Raw genomic sequence first — 19755 nt, forward strand, 5'->3', positions numbered from 1 at the left:
TCGGTCGTCAGATCCGCGCAAGGCGCAGAGAGTTGCCCACCACCAGCAAGGAGCTGCAGGCCATGCCCAGGCCCGCGGCCCATGGCGGCAGCCAGCCGGCAAGGGCCAGCGGCACGCAGGCCAGGTTGTAGGCGGCAGCCCAGGCGAGGTTCTGCCGCATCACGCGGCCCATGCGTTGAGCGAGCCGCCTGGCGGCCACCACCTCGCCGAGGCGGTTGGAAACCAGCACGGCGTCCGCATGCAGGCGAGCGACCATCGCGCCACGCCCCATCGCCATCGAGACATCCGCCTGAGCCAGCACGGGCGCATCGTTGACGCCATCGCCGACCATGCCCACCCGCTCGCCGGACGCCTGCGCCGAGGCGACGGCAGCCAGCTTGCTTTCAGGCGTGGCGCCGGCGCGGACGTCGGCAATGCCCAATCGAGCCGCCAGACGCCGCGCGCGCTGTGGCTGGTCGCCCGAAAGCAGCGTCACGGCCACGCCGTCCTGCAGGAGCGCGCCCACGGCCTCGGCCGCGTCGGCCCGCAGGCGTTCGTCGAAATCGAACCGCAGGACGAGCTCGGCGCCCTCGGCAGCGAACCACACGCACGGCAGCTCGGTCTCCGGCGTGCCGCCAGCCGATCCGCCGCGCACCCAGCTCCAGCTGCCCAGGCGCCACGAACGGCCCTGGTCATCGCGCGCCTGCAGTCCCTGTCCGGCCACTTCGTTGACCTGTTGCCAGATCACTGGCGCGCCGGTCGTGTGAGCCGCCATGGCCAGAGCCCTCGCCAGCGGATGGCCCGACGACCGGGCCAACGCGATCGCGGCGGCCACCAGGCTCGGCGGCACCACATCCCCGACCGGGCGGCCCTGACCATCCACCAGTTGCGTGTCCACCCAGCTGGCCTGGTCCTCGGTCAAGGTGCCGGTCTTGTCGATGAACAGACGCCGCATGCCGGCCAAGGCTTCCAGCGCATCGAGGCGTTGCAGCATCACGCCGCGCCGGGCCAGCGCGCCTGCTGCGGCGACCATCGCCGAAGGAACCGCGAGAGACAGCGCGCAAGGACAGGTGACTATCAGCACCGCCACTGCCACGCCGATGGCGCGCGACGGCTCTATCCAGGTCCAGGCGACTGCCGCTGCCGCAGCCAGCACGAGCACGGCCCACAGGAACGGTCCTGCCCAGGCGTCCGCCTGGCGTACGAGGGCAGGCCGTTGCGTCAGCGCCTGGCGCATGAGGCTGACGATGCCGCCGTGCCGCGTGTCGGCCCCTACGCGCTCGACCCGCATGCGCACTGGAGCGCCCAGGTTCACGCTGCCGCCGACCACCTCGTCACCCACCTGGCGTGCCACGGGAAGCGACTCACCGGTCAGCAGACTTTCGTCCACCTGGGTGGCTCCGACTTCCAGCCTGCCGTCGGCGGGGAAGCTCTCGCCCAGCGGCACGAGGACCTGGTCGCCGGGCCGAAGGCGCTGCACGCTCACCGTCTCCACCACCCCGTCGGCGACCACCCGCCGGGCGGTGTCGGGCAGCGTGGCGAACGCCGATTCCAGGCTTTCAGCGGCGCGGTGGCGGGTGAGCATCTCGAGGAGCCGGGCGCCCAGCAGGAAGCTCACGAACATCGCGAGCGAGTCGAAGTACACCTCGTGGCCGAAAGCGCCGCCCGGATCGAAGGTCGCGCCGCTGCTGGCCACGAAGCTGACCGCGATGCCCAGTGCGACCGGCACGTCCATGCCCATGCGCCGCTGGCGCAGAGCCCGCCAGGCCCCTTGAAAGAAGGGCCCCGCCGAGAACAGCAGCACCGGCATGGTCAGCAGCCAGCTGCCCCAGTCGAGCAGTTGCTTGAGGTCCGGCGCCAGATCACCGCCGCGGGACACGTAGCTCGGCGTGGCGAACATCATGATCTGCATGGCGCAGAAGCTCGCCACGAACAGGCGCCAGAGCGCCAGGCGGCGTTCGCGCTGGCGCAGCAGACGGGCGGGTGCGGCGGCGTCGGGCACGGCTTCGTAGCCCGCGCCGCGGATGGCCTGAACGAGTGCCGAAAGCCGCGTGCGCGCCGGATCCCAGCGCACCTGCGCCCGCTGGCCCGCAGCGCTCACCTCGGCCCGCTCGACGCCGGACACGTCGGACAGGGCCGCTTCGATGATGCCGGCGCAGGCGGCGCAATGCATGCCGCCCAGGACCAGGCTGGTCTCGGCGATGCGCCTGCCGCCCGGCGCCGTCTCCCAGCGCGTGCTGCCTTGCTGCTCGATCGGATCGTCGAGCACCGCCAGATCGTCCGCAGCAGCTTCGACGGCAGTCAGGTTCATCACGGCAAGGCTTGGGTCATTGGCAGGGGTGGACGCAGCCGTGTCGGCGAAAACCGCCCGCCTGCGTTCGATAATCTATCGACCGACCCACCGCCCGGACATGACATTGATCAAGCCAATCCCAGCCCGTCCCGCCCTGACGTCCCTGCTGTCGCTCGCCCTGGCCGCCCTCGCGGGCGCCGCTTCGGCCCAAGGCACCGGCGAGCCACAGCAACTGTCCACCGTGACGCTGCACGCCGGCATGCACAACATCGTGGCCCAGGTGGCCAAGACGCCGGAGCAGCGCCAGATCGGGCTCATGTACCGCAAGCAGATGGCCGGTCACGAGGGCATGATCTTCGTCTTCGACTCGCCGGCCACCCAGTGCTTCTGGATGCGCAACACGCTGATCCCCTTGTCGGCCGCCTTCGTGGCCGAGGACGGCAGCATCGTCAACATCGAGGACATGAAGCCGATGTCGGACGAGTCGCACTGCTCGAAGAAGCCGGTTCGCTACGTGCTCGAGATGAACCAGGGCTGGTTCGCCAAGACCGGCCTGAAGTCTGGCGACAAGCTGACCGGGCCGCTGTTCCGCTGAGCGTCAGGCGGCCAGCGTGATCGTGAACCGCAGGCCCTGAAACTGCGGCCGCGTGTCGGCCACGATGCCGCCGCCCAGGCGCTGGACCACCTCCCGGGCGATGGTCAGCCCCAGGCCGGTGCCCCCGTCGTTGCGAAGGTCGGCACGTTCGCCACGCCAGAAGGGCTCGAACAACTGTGCCAGCTGCTCTGGCGGCACGCCCGGGCCGTCGTCCTCCACAACCACTTCCGCGCCGCCCCCCTCCAGAGCAGCCACCCGCACAGTCACCTGGGGGCCGCCATAGCGCAGCGCGTTGTCCAGCAGGTTGTTGACCACCTCGCCCAGCCACAGGGGATGGGCGCGAGCCATCACCGGCATGTTGGGTGCCTCCAGAGCGATGCTGCGGCCCTCACGCAGCGCCCTGACGACCAGCGGCTCGGCCGAATCCCTCAGCAGCGGCACGATGTCCATGGTCTCGTGCTCGGCATCGATCGAGAGCGCGCTTTCCGAACGCGCCAGGCTGAGCAGCTGGCCGATCAGCCTCGACATGCGGTCGGTGGAGCGCTCCAGCTGCGCCAGCAGCGGGCGCCAGGCCGATTCATCCTGGCGATGGGCTGCGAGCTCCTGGGCCAGGTTCTGCGCCAGCACCCGGATGCCAGCGACCGGCGTGCGCAGCTGATGGGCCGCGTCGGCCACGAAGCGCCGCTGCAGCTGGATCGACTGCTCGACGTCGGCCAGCAGGCTGTTGATGCGCTCGATGAGCGGCACGGCCTCGCGCGGCACATCATGCAGGGGCAAGGGGCGCCAGTCCTGGCTGTCGCGCAGCGCCACTTCGGTGGCCACGTCGCGCAGGGGTTGCAGCCCCCGCCGGATGCCCCAGCCGATCATCGCGAAGGTGAGCGAGCCCAGGGCCAGCGCCGGCAGCACGATGGACAGCTGCAGGTCCCGCATCAGCACGACACGCTTGTTCTTGGTCTCGACGACGATCACCGAGACCGAGCGGTCGAGCATCGGCGAGCTGAGCGAGAACACCGCACCACGCACCGGCTCGCCCTCGAACTCGGCATCGAACAGCCGCGGTTGCGCGAAGCTGGCCTGGCGCAGCTTCGCGCCGGGCACCGGCACATGGGCGTCCCCTGCCAGGGCGTTGCCTTCGATGTCGACCATGGCGAAGCCGTTGCGGTCGTCGCGGTCCCAGGTCACCAGCTCCATGGCCTGGCGCGACAGGTCCAGCAGCGGACCGCGGTCCGACCAGGTCACCTTGGCGGCCAGCGCGCTGACCTCGTCCTGCAAGCCGCGGTCGAAGGCCTGGTTGGCGCTCGATCGCGCCAGCCAGTAGGCGCCGATCACCGCCGCCAGCAGGCCCACGCCCCAACTCCACAGCAAGGGCCTGAGCAGCGCGCGCCGGACGCTCGGCCCGGTGACCTGCCGCTCAGGTGGCGGGAGCGTCATCGCCGTTCGCCGCGGCGGCTTCCATCAGGTAGCCGAAGCCCCTCACCGTGCGGATCACGACCCCCATGGTGGCGAATCGCTTGCGCAGCCGGTGCACGTAGACCTCGACCGAGTTCTCGCTGAAATCGGCCTCCCAGCTGGACATCCGGGCGACGATGGAATCCTTGGACACGACCCGGCCGGACTTCTGCATCAGCAGCTCGGTCAGTGCCAGTTCACGCGGGCTGAGCGCGATGCGCTGGCCCTGGTGGGTCAGCTCGCGGTGGGCCAGGTCGAGCTTGAGGTCGCCGCATTGCAGCACCTCGTCGATGCGGCCCTGGGCGCGCCGCTTGAGTGCCCGCACGCGGGCGAGCAGCTCGGGCAGGTCGAAAGGCTTGACGAGATAGTCGTCGGCGCCGGCGTCCAGCCCCTGCACGCGGTCGGACAGCTCGTCGCGCGCGGTCAGCAGCAGCACCGGCATGCGGATGCCCTTGGCGCGCCAGTGGCGCAGCACCTCCATGCCGTCGCGCCGCGGCAGGCCGAGGTCGAGGATGCCTAGGTCGTACTGGCCCATGACGCCCTCCGTCATGGCCTGCTCGCCGTCATCCAGCACGTCGACCTGCCAGCCTTCTCGGCCCAGGCCGCGCGCCACGCCCAGGCTGAGGGCGGGGTCGTCTTCCACCAGCAGGATTCGCATGGGCGGCGAGCGTAGCAAAAAGAAAAGCCGGCACAGGGCCGGCACGTCGGTGGAGAAGGCCTGCGCGGCCAGCGCACGGCCGCTCCGAAGCGGCCGCGCTACCCGCCTGGCGGGTGGCGCCTGTACTCAGGCGCCGGGTGCTCCAAAGTTCTTTTCAGCGAACGACCAGTTGACCAGGTTGTTCAGGAAAGTCTCGACGAACTTCGGACGCAGGTTGCGGTAGTCGATGTAGTAGGCATGCTCCCACACGTCGACGGTCAGCAGCGCCTTGTCGCCGGTGGTCAGCGGCGTGCCAGCGGCACCCATGTTGACGATGTCGACCGAGCCATCGGCCTTCTTCACCAGCCAGGTCCAGCCCGAGCCGAAGTTGCCGACGGCGCTCTTGGTGAAGGCTTCCTTGAAGGCCGCGTAGGAGCCCCACTTGGCATTGATGGCCTGGCCGAGCGCGCCGCCGGGCTCGCCACCGCCATCCTTCTTCAGGCAGTTCCAGAAGAAGGTGTGGTTCCAGATCTGCGCGGCGTTGTTGTAGATGCCGCCACTGGACTTCTTGACGATCTCCTCCAGCGGCAGCGACTCGAACTCGGTGCCCTTCTGCAGGTTGTTCAGGTTCACGACATAGGCGTTGTGGTGCTTGCCGTGGTGGTACTCGAGCGTCTCGCGGCTCATGTGGGGGGCCAGGTCGTCCAGGCCGAACGGCAGCGGCGGCAGGGTGTGTTCCATGCTTGTTCCTTTCCTTTCGTGGGGCTCGCGGCGCAACGACGGCGCCGGATGAATTGGAGAGCCGGCGCATTGTAGGCAGCGCATGGCGCCTGACACCCGGCCATGGATGATCAGTCGGCGGTCGGATCGTCGGGCTGCACCAGCGTGATGCGCGCCTCGGCATTGCCGTCCGCCCAGACCGCGCGGACCGCCTGCCCGACCTGCAGCGACCGCGCCGAAACGATGGCCTCGCCCTGCTCCGTCTCGACCCAGGCATAGCCCCTCGCGAGCACGCTGCGCGGGTCGAGTGCCGCCAGCCGATGAGCGCGGGTCTCCAGGCGGTCGCCCTCGCGCGACTGGAGGCGGCGCATGGCGCTGGTCAGCCGCTGGGCGCGGTGGTCCAGGGCCTGGGCCTGGACATGCAGCGCGCGACCCAGGGATGCCCGCTGTCGTTGCGCCAGCATGCCGAGCCGGCCCTGCTCTGCCGCCAGCCGTTGCGCCGGCCGCTGCAGGCGCATGGCCAGCGCATCGAGACCCTGGGCGGCGCTGTCCAGGCGCTGCCTCAGCCGGCGGGCCAGCAGTTCCTCGCGAGAGTCCAGCGCTTGCAGCAGGGCCCGCCTTTCAGGGGCGGCCAGCTCGGCCGCGGCGGTCGGCGTGGCAGCGCGCAAGTCGGCTGCCAGGTCGGCCAGCGTCACGTCGGTCTCGTGGCCCACACCGCACACCACAGGCAGCCGCGATGCGCGCACGGCTCGCACCACGCGCTCATCGTTGAAGGACCACAGGTCCTCCAGCGATCCGCCGCCGCGGCACAGCAGCACCAGGTCCACGTCGCGCAACGCATTGGCCTGTGCGAGGGCGCGCACGATGGACTCGGGCGCCTGCGCGCCCTGCACTGGCGTGGGCACGAGCACCACGCCAACGTGCGGCGCGCGGCGGGTCAGGCAGGTCAGCACATCGTGGATGGCGGCGCCGCTGGAAGACGTCACCACGGCGACCCGACGCACGAACGCTGGCAGCGGGCGCTTCCTCGCGGGGTCGAACAGCCCTTCGGCCTGCAGCCGGGCCCGCAACCGGAGGAACTCCTCGTACAGGTTGCCTGCCCCGACGCGCTGCATCGCCTCGACGATCATCTGGAGTTCGCCGCGCGCCTCGTACACCGCCAGGCGGCCGCGCACCTCCACCTGCTGCCCGTCCTGCGGGTTGAAGCCGAGCATCATGGTCGAGCGCCGGAACATCGCGCAGCGCAAACCGGCGCTGGCCCCCGAGCCATCCTTGAGCGTGAAGTAGCAATGCCCGCTGCCGGCGCGGCTGAAGCCGGAAAGTTCGCCGCGAACGGCCACCGCTGCGAAGCGGGCCGCCAGCGCGTCTGACACGGCCAGCAGCAGGCCGGCGACGTCCCAGACCCGGGGGCCGGGCGTGGCAAAGGATTCCATGATGTCCACCGGCGACACAGCGCCTATTTCTTGAGCAACGTGTCGCCAGGCCGCGCCGTTGCACGCTTTTCGAAGGTTGCGCCCGTCTTGCTCACAGCGTTGTCCACACGGACTGTGGAAAGAGCACGCTGCGGTGGCTCCGGGACCGACGAACGATCGGTCCATAATCGCGCGTCTTTCGTTTCGGGCCCCGTGCCTACAGGCATCTTGCTGTCGATCATACAAGCCGCCGGATGGCCGATCTGGCCCCTGCTCCTGTGCTCCGTGGCCGCGCTGGCCCTGATCTTCGAACGGGCTGTCGCGCTTCGCCGGGTTCGCGTCGCGCCCAACGGGCTCGTCGACGAAGTCCTGCAGGTCCTGCGCCAAGGCATCCCCTCGCAGGACGTGATCGGCAAGCTGGCCGCCAATTCCACCCTGGGCGCGCTGCTCGCCAGCGGCATCCGCGTCGTCGCTCAGGATCCGCGCTGCAGCGAGACGCTGCTGCGCGACGCCTTCGAGGCCGCCGGACGCAGCGCTGCCCACCAGTTGGAGCGTTATCTGAACGCCCTGGCCACCATCGCCTCGGCGGCGCCTTTGCTCGGCCTGCTCGGCACCGTGATCGGCATGATCGAGATCTTCGGCTCGCAGGCGCCTGGGGGCTCCGGCAGCAACCCGGCGCAACTCGCGCATGGCATCTCGGTCGCGCTGTACAACACCGCCTTCGGCCTGATGATCGCGATCCCCTCGCTGATGTGCCATCGCTACTTCCGCGGGCGCGTCAACGACTACCTGCACGACATGGAGCAAGGGTCGGAGCGTGTGCTGCACCACCTGGTGCGCCTGACGTCCCGCGCGGTCGTCTGAGTCCAGCAGGCCCGGTTCCCCATGGCCATGAACTTCCGCGGCGACCGCCACGACGAGCCGGAGATCAACCTGATCCCCTTCATCGACGTGCTGCTGGTGATCCTGATCTTCCTGATGCTGTCCACGACGTATTCGAAGTTCACCGAGCTGCAGGTGACGCTGCCTGCGGCCGACGCCGACGCAGCGCGCGATCGACCGGCGGAGATCATCGTCGCGGTGGCGGCCGATGGCCGATACGCCGTCGACAAGCAGCCCGTCGAGGGCCGCAGCGTCGAGTTGCTGGCAGCCGCCCTTCGTGCCGCCGCCGAGCAACGCCAGAACCCCTTCCTGATCATCTCCGCCGATGCCACGGCGGCGCATCAAGCGGTCATCAACGTGCTGGACGCCGCGCGGCGCGCCGGCCTGGTGCGGATCACCTTCGCCGCGCAGAACCCGGCGCAGGCCGGCACGGCCCCTTGACCGGCAGTGCTGCCAGCGCGCTGCAGGCGCACTGGTGGCGCCCGCGGCCCAGTGTCGCGATGCGGCTGTTGCAGCCTCTGTCCCTGCTCTACAGCGCCCTCGCCTCACTGAACGAAGAGATGCAGCGCCGGCAGTCGCCGGGGCGTCTCGGCGCGCCGGTGGTCGTCGTAGGCAACCTGGTGGTCGGAGGCGCGGGCAAGACTCCGACGGTCATCGCGCTGGTGGAGTGGCTGCGTCGCGAAGGTTGGCAACCTGGCGTCGTCTCGCGTGGCTACGGCCGTGCGGATGACCAACCGCTGGTCGACGTGCAACCCGACACCCCGGCCGCCAAGGCCGGCGACGAGCCACTGCTGATCCGGCGGCGCACGGGCGCCCCCGTGGTCGTGGCGCGCGACCGAGTGGCGGCGGCGAAGGCGCTCCTGTCGGCCCACGCCGAGGTCGACATCGTCGTGTCCGATGACGGCCTGCAGCATCACCGTCTGCCGCGGGACGTGGAAGTCCTGGTGTTCGACGACCGCGGTGCCGGCAACGGCCTCGTGCTTCCCGCTGGACCGCTGCGCCAGGCGCTGCCCCGGAATCTGCCGCCGCAGGCGCTGGTGCTGTACAACGCCTCGCGCCCCAGCACCTCGCTGCCGGGGGCGTGCGTTCGGCGCACGCTGGCTGAAGCCTTGCCGCTGTCCGCCTGGTGGAGGGGGGACACGCAGGCCTGCCGGCCCCTGTCGACCCTGGCAGGCCGGCCCGTCGTCGCCGCGGCCGGATTGGGCGCGCCAGAGCGCTTCTTCTCGATGCTGGAACAGGCCGGCCTGACGATCGAGCGGCTGCCGCTGGCCGACCACGCCGACTTCAGCGCCCTGCCCTGGCGACAAGACACGCCGGACGTCATCGTCACGGAGAAGGACGCCGTCAAGCTGACCCCCGGTGCGGCCGGCGGCAGTCGCGTCTGGGTGGTGGCGCTAGACTTTGTCCTTCCGCCCGATTTCACCGCGGCCCTGCAGCAGCGATTGCCTCGCCGGGTCGACGCCTCCACACCAAGATGAACATGGATCACCGCCTGATCGAGATGCTGGTCTGCCCGGTCTGCAAGGGGCCGCTGCAATTGCGGCGGGACGAGGAATCGCGCCCCACCGAGCTGATCTGCACGGCAGACCGGCTAGCCTTCCCGATCCGCGACGGCATCCCGGCCATGCTCGAGAGCGAAGCGCGCCGCTTGGAGCCGACAGAGGACGAATGATGCGGTTCACGGTGCTGATTCCCGCGCGGCTCGCCTCCACCCGGTTGCCGAACAAGCCCCTGGCCGACATCGCCGGCAAGCCCATGGTCGTTCGCGTGGCCGAGCGCGTGGCACGGGCTGGCGCGGCGGCCGTGTGGGTCGCCGCCGATGATGACCGGACGGTGAAGGCGTGCGAGGCGCACGGCGTGGCGGCACTGCTGACCCGCCAGGACCACGTCTCGGGCAGCGACCGCCTTGCCGAAGCCTGCGAGCAGCTGGGCCTGGATGGCGACGACGTGGTCGTGAACGTGCAGGGCGACGAGCCGCTGATCGATCCGGCGCTGGTGGCCGACTGCGCCCGACTGCTGGCGCAGCGCCCCGACTGTGCCGTCGCGACAGCCGCGCACCTCATCACCGAAGGCGCCGACTTCATCAGCCCGAATGTCGTGAAGGTCGTCTGTGACCGCCTGGACCGTGCGCTGTATTTCAGCCGCGCGCCCCTGCCGTGGTGGCGCGATGCCTCGAGCGCCGGTGCGCCCGCGCTGCCGGCCGGCCAGGCCCTGCGCCACATCGGCCTTTATGCCTACCGGGCCGGCTTCCTGCGCCGCTTTCCCGCCCTCGAGGCCGCCCCTCTGGAGCAGCTGGAATCGCTGGAGCAATTGCGCGTGCTCTGGCATGGCGAGCGGATCGCCGTCCACCGGGCCGCGCAGGCGCCCGCTGCGGGCGTCGACACCCCGGAAGACCTTGCCCGGGTGCGCGCCGCCTGGCCGGCCTAGAAGCCGCCGCCGCCAGGCGCGTGTGCCCCGCGCCGGCGTGCCTGCCTGTCAGCCAGACGCAGGTATACGCGTGCTATCCTGACCCGAAAGCAATGCCTCCAGCCGCCGCTGATCGAGGCAGCACCGCCGGCGTCCGAAGACGCACCGCCACGAGCGGCCGGCGCTACAGAATCATCAACATCGAGAGACAACGACCATGCGATTGATCCTGTTGGGCGCGCCCGGCGCCGGCAAAGGAACCCAGGCGGCCTTCATTTGCCAGAAGTACGGCATCCCGCAAATCTCGACGGGTGACATGCTGCGGGCCGCGGTCAAGGCCGGCACGCCGCTCGGCCTGGCGGCCAAGAAGGTGATGGACGCCGGCTCGCTGGTGAGCGACGACATCATCATCGGCCTGGTCAAGGAGCGCATCGCCCAACCGGACTGCGCGAACGGCTTCCTGTTCGACGGCTTTCCCCGCACGATTCCCCAGGCCGAGGCGATGAAGGAGGCCGGAGTGAAGCTTGACCTGGTGCTCGAGATCGACGTGCCCGACGAGGCGATCATCGAGCGCATGAGCGGCCGCCGCGTGCACGTGGCCTCGGGCCGCACCTACCACGTCAAGTACAACCCGCCCAAGTTGGCCGGCAAGGACGACGTGACCGGCGAGGACCTCATCCAGCGCCAGGACGACGAAGAGACCACCGTGCGCAAGCGCCTGCAGGTCTACCAGGACCAGACGCGCCCGCTGGTCGACTACTACAGCCGCTGGGCCGAGTCGGGCGATCCTCAGGCGCCGCGCTATGCCCGGATCCTGGGCCTCGGAACGGTGGAAGAGATCACCGCTCGGGCACTGCAGGCGCTCGGCTGATCCGCCACGCGTTCAAGCCAGGCGGCCCCGCGGGGCCGCCTTTCTTTTGAAGCACAATTGACGTTTACGTCAACGTCAATCAGCCGCGGCACGCACGCCCGGCTCCCAACAGGAGCACTCATCCATGGAAATCTCCGGCAAGGTCTTCATCGTCACCGGCGGCGCTTCCGGCCTCGGCGAAGGCACGGCGCGCATGCTGACCGCCCATGGCGGCAAGGTCGTCATCGCGGACCTGCAGGTCGACAAGGGCGAGGCGTTGGCCAAGGAGCTGGGCGGCGTCTTCGTGCGCTGCGATGTCAGCCAGGAGGCGGATGGGCGCGCCGTCGTGGCCGCGGCCACCGGCCTCGGCAAGCTGATGGGGCTGGTCAACTGCGCCGGCATCGCGCCGGCCGTGAAGACCGTCGGCAAGGAAGGCGCCCACCCGCTGGACACCTTCAGCAAGGTGATCATGGTCAACCTCGTGGGCAGCTTCAACATGATCCGGCTGGCGGCCGAGGCCATGTGCAAGAACGAGCCGGAGGCCACGGGCGAACGGGGCGTGATGATCAGCACGGCCAGCGTCGCCGCCTACGACGGCCAGATCGGCCAGGCCGCCTATTCGGCCAGCAAGGGCGGAGTGGTCGGCATGACGCTGCCGATCGCCCGCGACCTGGCCCGCAACGGCATCCGCAACATGACCATCGCTCCGGGCATCTTCGGCACCCCGATGCTGTTCTCCATGCCCCAGGACGTGCAGGACGCCCTGGCCGCCAGCGTGCCTTTCCCCAGCCGCCTCGGCCGTCCGGAGGACTATGCCAAGCTGGTGCATCAGATCGTCACCAATGACATGCTCAACGGGGAAGTCATTCGCCTCGACGGGGCCATCCGCATGGCGCCGAAGTGATCGCGATGAGGGGTTGACCTGAGAGGGTCGCCCTCATCGACGGACGGCGGCGGGCCGTGGAAAATGATCCGCGCCCGCAGCGTTCGCGGGTGCCACGGGGCACCGCATGTCCTCCACGCCGTCATTTCTGCCAAAGCGCGAGGATCTTGAGGCATGGGCGCTCGCCGCCGAAAGGCAGGGCCGTTTCAGCGAGGCCCTGGAAGCCTGGAACCGGCTCCTGGTTCTGGAGCCCGACCATGTACGCGCCCTGACGGCCATCGGCTACGACGCTCAGCGCCGTGGCGATTTCGCGCAAGCACGCCAGGCACTCGCCAAGGCGGCCCGATTGGCGGGCAAGGATCCTGTCCCCTGGCTCAACCTCGCGCACTTGTGCAGACAGCAGAAGGACGAGGTGGAGGAGGAAAAAGCCCTCGTCGAGGCACTCAAGGTCGATCCGCAGGATCTGCTCGCCCTGCTGATGCGCGGCGAATTCCACGACCGGCAGGGTCAGGCCCAGAAGGCGGCCCGGGCCTATGCCGCTGCCGTCGCGGTATCACCCCCGAAGGAGCAGCTGCGGCCCGATTTGCATGCCCGCGTGGCACACGCGGCCGCGGTGCGCGATCGCTACAACCGCACCCTGGCCGACCACCTGGATGCCGCCTTGCAGGGGGCGATCGACGGGTGCCAGGGTGACGATGTCTCGCGCTTCCGGCTGTCGCTGGACATCATGCTCGGGCGCAAGAAGCGATTCGAATCGAAGCCCTCGCAATTCCTCGTGCCGAACCTGGCCCCGGTCGAATTCTTCGACCGGTCGCATTTCCCCTGGCTCGACGCCATCGAAGAGGGCACCGAAGAGATCCGTCAGGAGTTCCTGGCCGTGTTGGAAGCGGATGAAGGCTTCGCGCCGTACCTGAGGTACTCCGCCGACATGCCGGTCAACCAGTTTGCCGAGCTGAACAACTCGCCTCGCTGGAGTGCCTACCACCTCATCAAGGACGGGCACGTCAACGCTACCGCCGCGGCCCGCTGCCCTCGTACGATGCAGCTGCTTGCCGGCGCACCGCAACCCGACCAGCCGGGCCGCACACCCGCGGCGCTGTTCTCGCTGCTCAAACCGCACACGAGAATCCCGCCGCACACGGGGGTGAGCAATGCGCGCGTCCTGGTGCACCTGCCCTTGATCGTTCCACCCGGGTGCGGCTTCAGGGTGGGCAACCAGATCCGCGAATGGGTGCCCGGCCATGCCCTGGTCTTCGACGACACCATCGAGCACGAGGCCTGGAACGACAGCGATCAATTGCGCGTCGTGATGATCTTCGACATTTGGCATCCGGCCCTGAACGAGAGCGAGCGACGTCTCATCACGTCGATGGCAGTGGCCATCAACGAGTTCGCCGGCATGCCCGAGGGCTACGGGACCTGAGGCGGATCTTTCTGGCGTTTGGCTGGCGCTAAGATCCTCGGAACCTATGCCGACCTTCGCCGAGTTCCTCGCGCCCATCGACGCGGCCGACTTCAAGACCCGCTTCTTCGGCCAGAAGCCTCTGCACATCCCGGCGGCCGGGCGCACCCTGGCCAATCCCCTGCCCTGGCGGCGCTTCAACGAGTGCCTGGACCTGAGCGCCTTCTGGAACGAGGACACCCTCAAGGTCTTCTACCGCAATCGGCTGGCGCTGCGCGACAACTACTGCGACCTCGACAACATCGGGCCCGATCAGAAGGCGGCCGCCGATCCCCGCAAGGTCAAGGCACTGCTGGGCTTCGGCGCCAGCCTGGTGGCGAACCAGATCCAGCGTGTCAGCCCCGAGGTGGCGCGCATTGTCCAGATGCTGCAGCGGGAGTTCGCCGCGAGTGCCGGGGCGAACGTGTATTGCTCGTTCCAGCGGGTGCAGGCGTTCAACACGCATTACGACCTGCACGATGTCTTCGCACTCCAGGCAGAGGGCGAAAAGCTGTGGCGGATCTACGAGGCCCGTGCGGACAACCCGCTGTCGCCACTACCGCCCGGGGACGAGGCCGAGAACTGGCTCGTCGCGACCCGGGGCAAGGTGGTGGCCGAGGTGCTGATGCAACCGGGCGACCTGCTGTACCTGCCTCGCGGCCAGTACCACGATGCGGTCACCGGCGCGGACGCCTCGCTGCACGTCACCTTCTGGCTCAAGCCCGCCACCGGCCTGTCCCTTTTCAAGCTGCTGGAGTCCGCAGCCGCGGCGGACAGTGACTTCCGTGCTTACCTGGCCGACGCCGCGGACGGCGATGCGCTCCCCCTTCAGCTGGCGAAGCTCGGGCAGAAGCTTCAACAGCTCATGACCTCCGGCTCCTTTGCCATCGACGTGGCCAACCACCAGCGGTCTTTCGTCACTGAAGGTGCCGGCTTCGAGCTGCCGCAAAGGCAGCGCTCCACCTACTACTCCACGGCCAAGCGAGGCCAGGTCGTGCGTCACCGCGATGGTTTCGCGGTCCAGATCGAAGGCCGGCAGCTCGAGGTGGGCCACTCCCATCCGGCAGTCGCCTGGTTGCTCCAGCAGCGCCTGTTTTCCTTCGATGACCTCCTCGCGCGCTTTCCCTTTGTCGGCGAGGCCGACCTGCAGGCGGTCCTGCAGAAGCTGTGCTCGATGGGCGCGGTGGTCGAGACCGAGATGCGCTGATCGCCCCGGTGACTGCTGCGTCTGCGCTCCATCCGCTGCCCGCACGCGCGACATTGCGCCAGGACGGTCTTCATGTCGGCCTGGCGGACATCCCGCCCGGCGAAATGCGTGATCCCTTCCTGCAGGACACCTTGCGTCGCGTCGCCGCGGAACTGACGTTGACGCACTGCCCTCGGCCGGAAGAAACCCCGGCCGACACCGGTGCGGCCCCGGCGGGGCTGATCTTCCACGTCGGCCGTTGTGGGTCGACCCTCGCGTCGCAACTGCTCAAGCTGCAGCCGGGGCTCGCCGTCTATTCCGAACCGCCGGCCATCAACGAGTTGCTTGTCGCTGCGCAGGGCGCCTCGAGGGCGCGCCTGGTAGGCGCCCTGCGCACGATGGCCCAGCTGTTTTCCCGCCACGCCGCGGGGCCGTACGTCGTGAAGCTGTCGAGCTGGAACGTGTTGTTCTGCGACGTCCTGACCGAAGCATTCCCGAGTTCGCCCTGGGCTTTGTGCCTGCGCGACCCGCTCGAGGTCTGCGTTTCTCTGGAGGCGCGGCCTCCGGGCTGGCTCAGGGAGCCCGCCGGCGCGCTCAGGCCATTCCTGGGCGTCGCCGAGGGAACCCAGGGCGGGCCCACTGCGAGGAACGTCGTGCACGCCTTCGCCTCCTTCTGCGCCGCGGCAGAGCGACTCGAGCCTTCGCGAGGCCTCCTGCTCCACTATGAAGGCTTGCCTGAGGCCGTCTGGCAGCAGTTGCTACCCCGATTGCAGATGCGTGCCGATGAATGCACCGAGGAGCGCATGCGGTCAGCATCACGCCAGGACGCGAAGGCACCTGTCGGGCAGGCCAGGCCCTTTGCCGTGGATGGCGAGCGCAAGCGCCTGGCCGCCAGTGCCGAACTGCGTCGAGGCGTCGAAGCCATCGCCCGCCCGGCGATGCAACGTTTGATCGAGCGAATGACCGCCTAACGGCTTCGCAGGGACCACGCAAGCGGCAAGCCGGTGCCCGGCGCCGGCACGGCGTCCACCAGCGCGGGATGGTTGGAGCGCGACAGCTTGGTCGCCAGGGCCTGCACGGCTTCATCGTCGAGCGCCGCCCGCAGCAACGCTCGCAGCCGCAATTGCTCCATGCCCATTTCACCTTGCACGCGGCGCAGCTCATCCATCACCAGCGGGTGACCCAGCACCCCGAGGACGAAACTCGCGGCGTCCGTGACGATGCCTTGGCCCGGGTGCCGTTGCTGGAGGGTGCCGATGAGTGGACGCAGGGCCTGTCGCGCCTCGGCCAGCGGCACATGGGGTCGATCGGCCAGGCCACCTGCCGTTTCCAACAGACCTGCGGCGCCACAAAGATCGTCGAGTGCAGCCAGGCGGCGCCGGTTCTGCTCGAGGATGACGCTGCGCGAATGGTGCGCAACGACCATCCAGGCCGCGTCGGGTTTCAGTACCCGCAGCAACTCGCTGGGCGCGGGTTCCTTCGCATACTCGATGGAGAACTGGCTGGTCACTGCATCGAACTGTGCGTCCGCAAACGGCAGGGCTTCCATCGCCACGCCGCCGACAAATTCAAGGTTCGGCACCCCGAGGGTGAGGTCCTTGACATAGTCCACGCCCAACAGCTTCAAGTCCTTCCGCAAGGTCGATGCGAATCGAGGAACCGCTCCTGCGCCGGTGCCCAGATCGAGGACCCGTGCTCCTGGTGGCAAGGCCCGGAAGAAGGTCGCCCAGAGCGATTCGAGTGCCGCCGCTGCCGGGCGCGGCAGGCCCGGTAGGCAGCCCCCGGACGCAAGGGGCACGCCCGCCCAGTAGTGGGACCAGGCCTCGCGGTCAGCGAGGTCCGGATTCAAGGGCGGCAGTGATGGCATAGGCCAAGTCCGGACGCAGAGGGAAATCCAAAGGAAAAGAGGGTCGCCGTGGCGACCCTCTCGATTTGCAAGACCGGCAAAAAGCCGGCTGCTCGTCAGAACTTGGCGTTCAGCGTCAACGAGATGCGGCGACCCAGCGCGTCGTACACCACCGGGTAGGTGTTGCCGTTCACGAAGCCCGCGCCGTTGTTGCGCAGCGGCGGGTCGGTGTCGAGGATGTTGTTGACCGCGGCCGACAAGGTGATGTTCTTCGTCGCCTTGTACGAAGCAGCAATGTCGAAGTAGTCGACGGCCTTCAGCTTGGACACCAGCGGATCGGTGGTGATATTCAAGTGCGGGTCGCTGCTCAGTCCCTCGTTCTTCACCTGGTCGATGTGGCGCCAGTTGAGCGAGAGGTCGACGTTCCACGGAGAGCGCCAGGTGGTGCGCAGCGAATGGCGCCACTTCGGTGCCGGCGTGCCGCACGTGGCACCGTAGTAGCCCGCGCAGTCGTAGGAGCCGAAGCCCGGGGCATCTTCCGCCTCGAACTTCTTCAGCCACGTGCCCTTGAACGCGAAGTCCAGGCGACCCATGCCCTCGAGCTTGAGCGAGTAGTCCGCGCCGAAGTCCAGGCCCTCGGTTTCCTTGAACGACAGGTTCAAGTTCGTGGCGTTGATATAGCCGCCGTCAGGGACCACGCCGGTCCAGAGGTCACCCGTCAACTCGCTGCGATGGATCAGCCCGCAGGTGAAGGCGTTGCCCGTGTTCAGGCAGTCGTTGAGGATGGCCGTCGGCGGGATGTTGCCGATGATGTCATCCACCCGGATGTGGAACCAGTCCAGGGTCAGGTTCATGTCCCGGATCGGATTGATCACGAAGCCGAGCGTCCAGCTCTTCGACGTTTCCGGGTTCAGCTGCGTGTTGCCACCGAAGACGGCGTTGTACTGGCCAGCCGGGTTGCCCAGGATATGGCCGTACTGCGCTGCGGTCACACCGGTGCGTGCGCACTGCTCGAGCGTCGCCTCCGGAGCGGCGCCGGCGCACGGATCACCCGTCTCGTTGTCGTACAGGCCCAAGGCGGCCTGCGAGAACAACTCGATGATGTTCGCCGCACGGGAAGCGCGCTGGGCGCTGGCACGGACCTTCATCTCGTTGATCGGTGCCCACTCGAGGCCCACGCCCCAGGTGCTGGTCTTCTTGCCAGTGCTGTAGTCCGAATAGCGGTAGCTGGCGTTCAGCGCCAGCAGCTCGGCCCAGGGCGCCTTCTCGACGATGGGCATGCGGGCTTCGGTGAAGATGTCCGTCACGTCGAACGCGCCGGCCACACCGATCGTCGGGCCGCCTTGGCCGGCCAGGTCACCCGTGGTGAACGCCTGGTCGGTGGTCAACTCCATCTCTTCGGTGCGGTGCTCCACGCCGAACGCCAGACCCAGGCCGGACTTGGCCCAGGGCGACTTGACGCCATAGCCGGTCAGGTCGCCGTTGATCGAGGCGTTGATCACCTCCGTCGAGGTGAAGCCCTTCTGGAAGCCCGGGGTCTGCAGGTAAGCCAGTGACGCAGGCGTCACGCCACCCGGGGTCCAGATGTTGTACGGAACGCAGTTCGGATCCGAGCCGTCGAGGAACGAACGGCAGACTGCGTTGCCCGTGCCATCGTCGACCACGTCCAGTGCGCGAAGCAGGCGGGTGTTCGAGAAGTCGTTGTGATAGACCTCCTGGAACAGCACCTTGCCGACCAGCGCCGAGACGTCGTAGCTCCAGGCGTCGCTGATGTCGCCCTTGACGCCGATCACGCCACGGTAGGAGCTGTGGCGGATGTCGTCCTGGCGGCCACCGCCTTCCACGTTGCGGCGACCGATGAACAGATCCGCCGTCGACCCCGGTGCGTTCAGGTTGAGGGTGTCCTTCCAGGCTTGGTTCAGCAGCGGGTTGTCGGCGCTCACCGTCGTGACGAAGCCCCCCAGGAAGATGCCGCTGGGGGCGATCTGCGCGACGGTGTGGTCGTCGTGGAAGCCGAACTCGCCGTAGACACGCGCATAGTCGGCGATGTCGTAATGCGCCAGCGCCTGGACGCTGTAGCGATCCGACGGACGCTGGAAGTAGTTGCTGGGAGCGTAGTTGTACTGGTCAGCCGCTCCGAACGGGTGGATCGAACCGTCCGTGGCCATCGACCAGTCACCACCGTTGGTCAGGTCGATGAAGCGGCCCGGGAAGGCAGTCGACGAACCGCCGCAGGTCCACGTGCCACCGGCCGCGGTCAGAGCGCAATTCGAGAAGTCGCGCTTGTCTTCCGTGACCGCGTCTTCGGTCTTGTGCGCGAAGAACAGCACGGCGTTGCCCTTGCCGTCGGCGAAGTTGCCGCCCAGGGTCAGGCTGAAGTCGGTGACCTTGCCGTCGGCGCCAACGTCGCCCGGGAGCGCGAAGTTGCGAGCCGTGTTGGCGTCCTTGACGCCTTGCGAGGTGTGCTGGCTGTGGTTGTAGAACTCGTGGTTCAGGTCGATCTGGACCCCCTCGAACTTGTCGTCGAGGATGAAGTTCACCACGCCGGCCACAGCGTCAGAACCGTAGATGGCGGAGGCGCCACCCGTCAGGATTTCGACGCGCTTGATCAGCGACACCGGAATCTGGTTCAAGTCGGTGGAGATGTCGCGCGGGCTGCCGCCCGGCAGGCGACGGCCGTTGACCAGCACCAGGGTGCGGTTCGAGCCGAGATTGCGCAGGTTGACGGTCGCTGCGCCCGTCGCGCCGTTCGACACGCTCCCGCCCTGGTCGGCGAAGACCTGCGGCAGGTTGTTCAGAAGCTGCTCGGCGTTGCGCACGCCCTCCAGCTGGATGGCCTCCTTGCCGAGCACGACCACCGGCGAGGTGCCTTCGGTCTGGACGGTCTTGATGCGTGAACCGGTGATCTCGACCCGCTCTTGCGCGAAAGCCGAGCCGGACGCCAGGATCATCCCGCCGCCGAAAGCGAGGACCAAGCTCTTGCAGAGCCTTGTTTTCTGGAACATACGTACCACTCCTGAGTAAGGGAAGGTTGATCGATAGACCCTGCTCCGAAGCAAGTCACATACCGCTCTCGTGAAGGCAGCATGTTCCCGCTACGAAAACATGTGAATCGATTGTCACGGAACCCCCGTTCAGGCCTGCTACCGGGAAACCCTCTAGGGCAGTTTTGCGAC

Annotated in this window: 18 protein-coding genes; 11 read left to right on the forward strand and 7 right to left on the reverse strand. The window is 68.3% G+C overall.

The features are described 5' to 3' along the window. Positions 1 to 7 precede the first annotated feature (7 nt). Positions 8 to 2290, reverse strand: a complete 2283-nt coding sequence (locus ACS5PM_RS28250) for a heavy metal translocating P-type ATPase (protein ID WP_439391259.1) — start codon at positions 2288 to 2290, stop codon at positions 8 to 10. Between the two features lie 100 nt (positions 2291 to 2390). Between ACS5PM_RS28250 and ACS5PM_RS28255 the strand changes: the two genes are divergently transcribed. Continuing rightward, positions 2391 to 2867, forward strand: a complete 477-nt coding sequence (locus tag ACS5PM_RS28255) for a DUF192 domain-containing protein (protein WP_439391260.1) — start codon at positions 2391 to 2393, stop codon at positions 2865 to 2867. A gap of 3 nt (positions 2868 to 2870) precedes the next feature. Here the strand turns inward: ACS5PM_RS28255 and ACS5PM_RS28260 are convergent, their stop codons facing one another. The 4 genes from ACS5PM_RS28260 to xseA all read right to left on the reverse strand — a co-directional run bounded on the left by ACS5PM_RS28260 (position 2871) and on the right by xseA (position 7115). After that, a complete protein-coding gene (locus ACS5PM_RS28260) occupies positions 2871 to 4298 on the reverse strand; it encodes a sensor histidine kinase (RefSeq protein WP_439391261.1) in 1428 nt (475 codons plus the stop codon). Continuing rightward, positions 4279 to 4974: a response regulator gene (locus tag ACS5PM_RS28265; RefSeq protein WP_439391262.1), complete on the reverse strand. Its 696-nt coding sequence runs from the start codon at positions 4972 to 4974 to the stop codon at positions 4279 to 4281. The genes ACS5PM_RS28260 and ACS5PM_RS28265 overlap by 20 nt, the downstream gene beginning before the upstream one ends. Positions 4975 to 5100: 126 nt before the next feature. After that, on the reverse strand, positions 5101 to 5694 hold the full coding sequence (locus ACS5PM_RS28270) for a superoxide dismutase (RefSeq protein WP_439391263.1): 594 nt from the start codon (positions 5692 to 5694) through the stop codon (positions 5101 to 5103). A 110-nt stretch (positions 5695 to 5804) separates the two neighbouring features. Continuing rightward, the gene (xseA, locus tag ACS5PM_RS28275) at positions 5805 to 7115 is read right to left on the reverse strand and encodes an exodeoxyribonuclease VII large subunit (protein ID WP_439391264.1); all 1311 of its coding nucleotides are present in this window, start codon (positions 7113 to 7115) and stop codon (positions 5805 to 5807) included. A 198-nt stretch (positions 7116 to 7313) separates the two neighbouring features. Here xseA and ACS5PM_RS28280 point away from each other — a divergent pair, with 198 nt between their 5' ends. The 10 genes from ACS5PM_RS28280 to ACS5PM_RS28325 all read left to right on the forward strand — a co-directional run bounded on the left by ACS5PM_RS28280 (position 7314) and on the right by ACS5PM_RS28325 (position 15704). After that, positions 7314 to 7949: a MotA/TolQ/ExbB proton channel family protein gene (locus ACS5PM_RS28280; protein ID WP_439391265.1), complete on the forward strand. Its 636-nt coding sequence runs from the start codon at positions 7314 to 7316 to the stop codon at positions 7947 to 7949. A 27-nt stretch (positions 7950 to 7976) separates the two neighbouring features. Next, positions 7977 to 8408: an ExbD/TolR family protein gene (locus ACS5PM_RS28285; protein WP_439391385.1), complete on the forward strand. Its 432-nt coding sequence runs from the start codon at positions 7977 to 7979 to the stop codon at positions 8406 to 8408. 59 nt (positions 8409 to 8467) lie between these two features. Next, positions 8468 to 9445 carry a tetraacyldisaccharide 4'-kinase gene (gene lpxK / locus ACS5PM_RS28290; protein WP_439391387.1) on the forward strand — a complete coding sequence of 326 codons (978 nt, stop codon included), beginning with the start codon at positions 8468 to 8470 and terminating at the stop codon, positions 9443 to 9445. A 2-nt stretch (positions 9446 to 9447) separates the two neighbouring features. After that, complete coding sequence (locus ACS5PM_RS28295) at positions 9448 to 9639, forward strand: Trm112 family protein (RefSeq protein ID WP_439391266.1); 192 nt, start codon at positions 9448 to 9450, stop codon at positions 9637 to 9639. Continuing rightward, on the forward strand, positions 9639 to 10394 hold the full coding sequence (kdsB, locus tag ACS5PM_RS28300) for a 3-deoxy-manno-octulosonate cytidylyltransferase (protein WP_439391389.1): 756 nt from the start codon (positions 9639 to 9641) through the stop codon (positions 10392 to 10394). The genes ACS5PM_RS28295 and kdsB overlap by 1 nt, the downstream gene beginning before the upstream one ends. A 196-nt stretch (positions 10395 to 10590) precedes the next feature. Then, a complete protein-coding gene (gene adk, locus ACS5PM_RS28305; protein ID WP_439391267.1) occupies positions 10591 to 11244 on the forward strand; it encodes an adenylate kinase in 654 nt (217 codons plus the stop codon). A 124-nt stretch (positions 11245 to 11368) separates the two neighbouring features. Then, entirely contained in the window at positions 11369 to 12127 is a 759-nt protein-coding gene (locus ACS5PM_RS28310) for a 3-hydroxyacyl-CoA dehydrogenase (RefSeq protein ID WP_439391268.1), read from the forward strand. A 106-nt stretch (positions 12128 to 12233) separates the two neighbouring features. Then, the gene (locus tag ACS5PM_RS28315; RefSeq protein WP_439391269.1) at positions 12234 to 13529 is read left to right on the forward strand and encodes an aspartyl/asparaginyl beta-hydroxylase domain-containing protein; all 1296 of its coding nucleotides are present in this window, start codon (positions 12234 to 12236) and stop codon (positions 13527 to 13529) included. A gap of 46 nt (positions 13530 to 13575) precedes the next feature. Beyond that, positions 13576 to 14754: a JmjC domain-containing protein gene (locus ACS5PM_RS28320; RefSeq protein WP_439391270.1), complete on the forward strand. Its 1179-nt coding sequence runs from the start codon at positions 13576 to 13578 to the stop codon at positions 14752 to 14754. An 8-nt stretch (positions 14755 to 14762) separates the two neighbouring features. After that, entirely contained in the window at positions 14763 to 15704 is a 942-nt protein-coding gene (locus ACS5PM_RS28325; protein ID WP_439391271.1) for a sulfotransferase family protein, read from the forward strand. Here ACS5PM_RS28325 and ACS5PM_RS28330 read toward each other — a convergent pair. Both ACS5PM_RS28330 and ACS5PM_RS28335 read right to left on the reverse strand, forming a co-directional pair. Further along, positions 15701 to 16600, reverse strand: coding sequence for a class I SAM-dependent methyltransferase (locus ACS5PM_RS28330; protein WP_439391272.1), 900 nt, complete (start codon positions 16598 to 16600; stop codon positions 15701 to 15703). The two genes, ACS5PM_RS28325 and ACS5PM_RS28330, sit on opposite strands and share 4 nt — an antisense overlap. Before the next feature lie 95 nt (positions 16601 to 16695). Further along, positions 16696 to 19554 (reverse strand): TonB-dependent receptor domain-containing protein, encoded by a 2859-nt coding sequence (locus tag ACS5PM_RS28335; protein WP_439391273.1) that lies wholly within the window; start codon positions 19552 to 19554, stop codon positions 16696 to 16698. Between the last annotated feature and the right edge of the window lie 201 nt (positions 19555 to 19755).

Origin of the sequence: Ideonella flava (assembly GCF_051857595.1) — a bacterium.
Taxonomy (GTDB): Bacteria; Pseudomonadota; Gammaproteobacteria; order Burkholderiales; family Burkholderiaceae_C; genus Ideonella.

Excerpts from the sequence above, each read along its gene's own strand:
- ACS5PM_RS28250 (WP_439391259.1), bottom strand. The coding sequence starts at position 2,290 with ATGAACCTGACTGCCGTCGAAGCTGCTGCGGACGATCTGGCGGTGCTC.
- ACS5PM_RS28255 (WP_439391260.1), top strand. The coding sequence starts at position 2,391 with ATGACATTGATCAAGCCAATCCCAGCCCGTCCCGCCCTGACGTCCCTG.
- ACS5PM_RS28260 (WP_439391261.1), bottom strand. The coding sequence starts at position 4,298 with ATGACGCTCCCGCCACCTGAGCGGCAGGTCACCGGGCCGAGCGTCCGG.
- ACS5PM_RS28265 (WP_439391262.1), bottom strand. The coding sequence starts at position 4,974 with ATGCGAATCCTGCTGGTGGAAGACGACCCCGCCCTCAGCCTGGGCGTG.
- ACS5PM_RS28270 (WP_439391263.1), bottom strand. The coding sequence starts at position 5,694 with ATGGAACACACCCTGCCGCCGCTGCCGTTCGGCCTGGACGACCTGGCC.
- ACS5PM_RS28285 (WP_439391385.1), top strand. The coding sequence starts at position 7,977 with ATGAACTTCCGCGGCGACCGCCACGACGAGCCGGAGATCAACCTGATC.
- lpxK (WP_439391387.1), top strand. The coding sequence starts at position 8,468 with ATGCGGCTGTTGCAGCCTCTGTCCCTGCTCTACAGCGCCCTCGCCTCA.
- ACS5PM_RS28295 (WP_439391266.1), top strand. The coding sequence starts at position 9,448 with ATGGATCACCGCCTGATCGAGATGCTGGTCTGCCCGGTCTGCAAGGGG.
- kdsB (WP_439391389.1), top strand. The coding sequence starts at position 9,639 with ATGCGGTTCACGGTGCTGATTCCCGCGCGGCTCGCCTCCACCCGGTTG.
- adk (WP_439391267.1), top strand. The coding sequence starts at position 10,591 with ATGCGATTGATCCTGTTGGGCGCGCCCGGCGCCGGCAAAGGAACCCAG.
- ACS5PM_RS28310 (WP_439391268.1), top strand. The coding sequence starts at position 11,369 with ATGGAAATCTCCGGCAAGGTCTTCATCGTCACCGGCGGCGCTTCCGGC.
- ACS5PM_RS28315 (WP_439391269.1), top strand. The coding sequence starts at position 12,234 with ATGTCCTCCACGCCGTCATTTCTGCCAAAGCGCGAGGATCTTGAGGCA.
- ACS5PM_RS28320 (WP_439391270.1), top strand. The coding sequence starts at position 13,576 with ATGCCGACCTTCGCCGAGTTCCTCGCGCCCATCGACGCGGCCGACTTC.
- ACS5PM_RS28330 (WP_439391272.1), bottom strand. The coding sequence starts at position 16,600 with ATGCCATCACTGCCGCCCTTGAATCCGGACCTCGCTGACCGCGAGGCC.